The organism is Microbacterium sp. CPCC 204701 (assembly GCF_004010105.1).
Lineage (GTDB): Bacteria > Actinomycetota > Actinomycetes > Actinomycetales > Microbacteriaceae > Microbacterium.
In genome coordinates this window covers 1-4107 of the sequence record NZ_RRYE01000275.1, presented here as the reverse complement: position 1 = coordinate 4107, position 4107 = coordinate 1, and the positions used below count along the sequence as shown (strand labels likewise).

Below are 4107 nucleotides of genomic sequence, written 5' to 3'. Positions count from 1 at the left end.
GTGCGGGCAGCGCTCCAGGCGGTCACCGCGATGGCGGAGGGGTGGGACTCGTAGTGGCCGTCGTCCGTTACTTCGCCGCCGCACAGGAGGCGACCGGTCTCGACACCGAGCGCCGCACCGAAGCCACCCTGGGCGAGCTGCGCCGGGCCGTGTCGGCGGCTCACCCGGGGCTCGGCGGCATCCTCCCCCGGTGCGCCGTGCTCGTCGACGGCTCGCGCGTCGACGACGACACCGCTGTCGGCGCCGACGACCTCGTCGACGTGCTTCCGCCCTTCGCCGGCGGCTGAGTCAGCCGCCGAGGCCGAGCCAGGTGGCGGTGCCGTCGGACTCGACCTGCTTCTTCCACACCGGCAGGTCGGTCTTGATCGTCTCGATGAGGGTGCGGCACACCTCGAACGCCTCGGCGCGGTGCGCGGAGGCGACCGCGATCACGACCGCCACGTCACCGACCTCCAGCGTCCCCACGCGGTGCGAGACGGCGACGAGCGCCTCCGCGTGACCCACGGCAGCGGCGGCCAGCCGCGCGAGAGCTGCCTCGGCGTCGGGGTGTGCCGAGTACTCCAGCGCGACCACGGCGGTCGAGGCATCCGGATCGTGATCGCGAACGCGCCCCACGAACGTCGTCACCGCACCCATCGTCGGGTCGTCGATCGCGCGCAGGTGCGCGTCGAGGTCGAGCGGCTCGGCGCTGATCGCCGCTACCCGCACCCCACTCGTCCAGACGTCCATCAGTGGTCTCCCCCGCCGAGCTGATCGATCACGTGACGGGCGACCGACAGCACGATCGGCATCCCCGAGGCCACGCCCGAAGGTGAGCCCGGCAGATTCACGACCAGCGTGCCGTGCGGATCCACGACGCCGGCGAGACCTCGCGTGAGCATGCCCGCGGGCTTCTCGGCAGCACCCCGTCGGCGCAGCTCCTCGGCGATCCCCGGCACCGCCCGCGTCATGACGCGCGCGGTGCCCTCGGGCGTCTGATCGCGCGGGCCGACACCCGTGCCGCCGCTCGTGATGATGAGCTTCGCACCCGCCACGACCTCAACGGTCAGCGCCCGCTCCACGCTGTCGGCTCCGTCGGGCACGGCCACCGCGTCGGAGCAGTCGAAGCCGGCCTCGCGCAGCGCCGCGACGGCGATCGGGCCGCTCGCGTCCTCGCGCTCACCGGCGGCGGAGCGGTCCGAGACGGTGATGACGGCGGCTCGGATCATGCCACCAGCCTACGCACGCACGATCACACCCGACGCTCGAGCCGCACGACGACGGACTTCGAGGTCGGCGTGCCGCTGACGTCGGCGACCGAGTCGAGGGGCACCAGCACGTTCGTCTCGGGGTAGTACGCGGCGGCGTTGCCGCGAGGGGTGCGGTATGCGACCACGCGGAACTCCTCGGCGCGGCGCTCCTCGAACGCGCCGTCGGGGCGACGCCACTCCGACACGAGGTCCACGACCTCGCCGTCGGCGAACCCCAGCGCGACGATGTCCTTCGGGTTCACGAGCACCACCCGGCGCCCGCCGTGGATCCCCCGGTAGCGGTCGTCCTTGCCGTAGATGGTGGTGTTGTACTGGTCGTGCGAGCGGATGGTCTGCAGCAGCAGGCGTCCGCGCGGGATGCGCGGGTACTCCAGAGGATTCACGGTGAACCGCGCCCTGCCGTCGGGTGTCGCGAACCGGCGCGCATCGCGGGGACCGTTCGGCAGATGCAGCGTGCGACCCTTGTCGACGCGCTCCTCGTAGCCGTCGAACCCCGGCAGGACCCGCTCGATGTGCGCGCGGATGAGCGCGTAGTCCGCCTCGAGCGCCGCCCAGTCCGCGCGCGGAGGATGGGCGACAGATGACCTCGATACGCCTCCCTCGTCGGCACTCGATCCTGCGGCCTCTGCCGCCGAACCAGCCGCGGTCGCGGCATCCGTCGGCCCGGGTGCACCTGCCGCACTCGTGCGCTCCGTCATGAGATCAGGTGATGTCACCGGCGTAGGACGAATCGCGCCCGAAGCGTCCTGCGTAGGTGACATCTCCTGATCTCGCGACGAGGACAGGACGGCCCCGTCTCCGAACAGCAGCGCGCACAGCCGCGCGACGATCGCCACCTCGCTCAGCAGATCCTCCGACGGCGGCGCCAGGCGCCCGCGCGAGGCGTGCACGGCGCCCATGGAGTCCTCGACCGTCACCTTCTGCTCGCGGCCGCCGCGCTTGTCGCGGTCGGTGCGACCGAGCGTCGGCAGGATGATCGCCCGCCTCCCGGTCACGACGTGCGAGCGGTTGAGCTTCGTCGACACCTGCACCGTGAGGCCGACGCGACCCATCGCCGCCTCGACGACACGGGTGTCGGGCGTCGCCGACACGAAGTTGCCGCCCATGCCCATGAAGAACCGCACCCGTCCGTCGCGCATCGCACGAATCGCCTGTACCGTGTCGAACCCGTGCGCGCGCGGAGCGGCGAACGCGAACTCGGCGTCGAGCGCATCGAGGAACGCGGCGGACGGCTTCTCGTAGATGCCGACCGTGCGGTCGCCCTGCACATTGGAGTGTCCGCGCACCGGGCAGACGCCGGCGCCCCGGCGCCCGATGTTGCCCTGCAGCAGCAGGACGTTGACGATCTCGCGCAGCGTCGGCACCGAGTGCTTGTGCTGGGTCAGCCCCATCGCCCAGCACACGATGGTCGCCGTCGATCGCCGCACCAGCTCGCCGACGCGGCGCAGCGTCTTCTCGGGCAGCCCCGTGGCGGCCACGAACTCGCGCCACGAGGCATCCGTCAGCGCCTGCCGGTACTCGTCGAAGCCGCTCGTGTGCGCCGCGATGAACTCGTGGTCGAGAACCCCTCCGCCGCTCGCCTCGGCCTCGAGCAGGTGCTTGCCGATCGCCTGGAACAGGGCCTGGTCGCCGCCGAGGCGGATCTGCACGAAGTCGTCGGCGAGCTTGGTGCCCCCGAACGCGACCCCGCGCACGGTCTGCGGGTTCTCGAACCGCAGGAGTCCGGCTTCGGGCAGCGGGTTGACGGCCACGATCGTCGCGCCGCGCTGCTTGGCCTTCTCGAGCGCCGACAGCATGCGCGGGTGGTTCGTGCCCGGGTTCTGGCCGGCGACGATCAGCAGGTCGGCGTCGTGGATGTCGTCGATCGACACCGTGCCCTTGCCGATGCCGATGGTCTCGTTCAGCGCGGAGCCCGACGACTCGTGGCACATGTTCGAGCAGTCGGGCAGATTGTTCGTGCCGATCCCGCGGACGAGCAGCTGGTACAGGAACGCCGCCTCGTTCGACGTGCGCCCCGACGTGTAGAACACCGCCTCGTCCGGGTCGTCGAGCCTGCGCAGCTCGTCGGCGATCAGCTGCAGCGCGTCGCTCCACGAGACCGGCCGGTAATGGGATGCCCCGTCCTCGAGGATCATCGGATGCGTCAGCCGCCCCTGCTGCCCGAGCCACCAGTCGTCGTGCGAGCGGAGGTCGTCGATGGAGTGCGCCGAGAAGAACTCCGGGCCGACCCGGCGCAGCGTCGCCTCCTCGGCGACCGCCTTCGCTCCGTTCTCGCAGAACTCCGCGATGTGCCGCTTGTCCTCCTCGGGCCACGCGCAGCCGGGGCAGTCGAATCCGTCCTTCTGGTTGACCTGCCGCAGCGTCTGCACCGAGCGCGCCACGCCCATCTGCTCGTTCGCGATCTGCAGGGCGCGCAGCACCGCGGGAACGCCGACCGCGACCTTCTTCGGTCGCGCGACGTGCACGCGGGTCTCGTCGATGTCGGCAGTGGGGGGCTTCGTCGCCATGATCCCAGGCTATTCCCGCGGGGCGCCGCCGGGGTCGGCGGCTCCCATTCGACGGGAGTTCAGCAAAGGATGCCGGTCCTTCGGTCTCAGGGAAGCGACGCGCCGAGAGCGTCGAGCGCCGCGAGATCGGCCTCGGCGTCGGCGAGCACGTGGCGCGCCGACGCCGCGACCGCGAGATGCGGGTCGCCGTCGAGGATGAGGGTCACGAGCGCGATCATCCCGGCGGTCTGCTCCCGCAGGATCCCGGTGAACTCGCGCTCCGCGGCGGGCGGCGCGGCACCGGCGAGTGCGAGCTGCCGGCTCCACGACGGCATGCCGGGCATCTGCGCGTGGTCGGCACCGTGACCACC

5 protein-coding genes are annotated in these 4107 nt (G+C 71.7%); 1 reads left to right on the top strand and 4 read right to left on the bottom strand.

Annotated elements, in window-relative coordinates; translation table 11 throughout:
* Nucleotides 1–53: 53 nt before the first annotated feature.
* Complete coding sequence (locus tag EIO58_RS13780) at nt 54–287, top strand: MoaD/ThiS family protein (RefSeq protein ID WP_127820017.1); 234 nt, start codon at nt 54–56, stop codon at nt 285–287.
* A 1-nt stretch (nt 288) separates the two neighbouring features.
* On the opposite strand, the gene EIO58_RS13775 is transcribed toward EIO58_RS13780, so the two are convergent.
* From EIO58_RS13775 to EIO58_RS13760, 4 genes are all read right to left on the bottom strand, one after another.
* Nucleotides 289–729, bottom strand: a complete 441-nt coding sequence (locus EIO58_RS13775) for a molybdenum cofactor biosynthesis protein MoaE (RefSeq protein WP_127820016.1) — start codon at nt 727–729, stop codon at nt 289–291.
* Nucleotides 729–1208 carry a MogA/MoaB family molybdenum cofactor biosynthesis protein gene (locus EIO58_RS13770; RefSeq protein ID WP_127820015.1) on the bottom strand — a complete coding sequence of 160 codons (480 nt, stop codon included), beginning with the start codon at nt 1206–1208 and terminating at the stop codon, nt 729–731. The genes EIO58_RS13775 and EIO58_RS13770 overlap by 1 nt, the downstream gene beginning before the upstream one ends.
* 23 nt (nt 1209–1231) lie before the next feature.
* On the bottom strand, nt 1232–3757 hold the full coding sequence (locus EIO58_RS13765; protein WP_127820014.1) for an FdhF/YdeP family oxidoreductase: 2526 nt from the start codon (nt 3755–3757) through the stop codon (nt 1232–1234).
* 86 nt (nt 3758–3843) lie between these two features.
* A partial coding sequence (locus EIO58_RS13760) for a hypothetical protein (protein ID WP_205789282.1) occupies nt 3844–4107 on the bottom strand: 264 nt, incomplete at its 5' end.

What these genes read in the sequence shown, in the direction of transcription:
- EIO58_RS13775 (WP_127820016.1), bottom strand. Translation starts at nt 729, where the DNA reads ATGGACGTCTGGACGAGTGGGGTGCGGGTAGCGGCGATCAGCGCCGAG.
- EIO58_RS13770 (WP_127820015.1), bottom strand. Translation starts at nt 1,208, where the DNA reads ATGATCCGAGCCGCCGTCATCACCGTCTCGGACCGCTCCGCCGCCGGT.
- EIO58_RS13765 (WP_127820014.1), bottom strand. Translation starts at nt 3,757, where the DNA reads ATGGCGACGAAGCCCCCCACTGCCGACATCGACGAGACCCGCGTGCAC.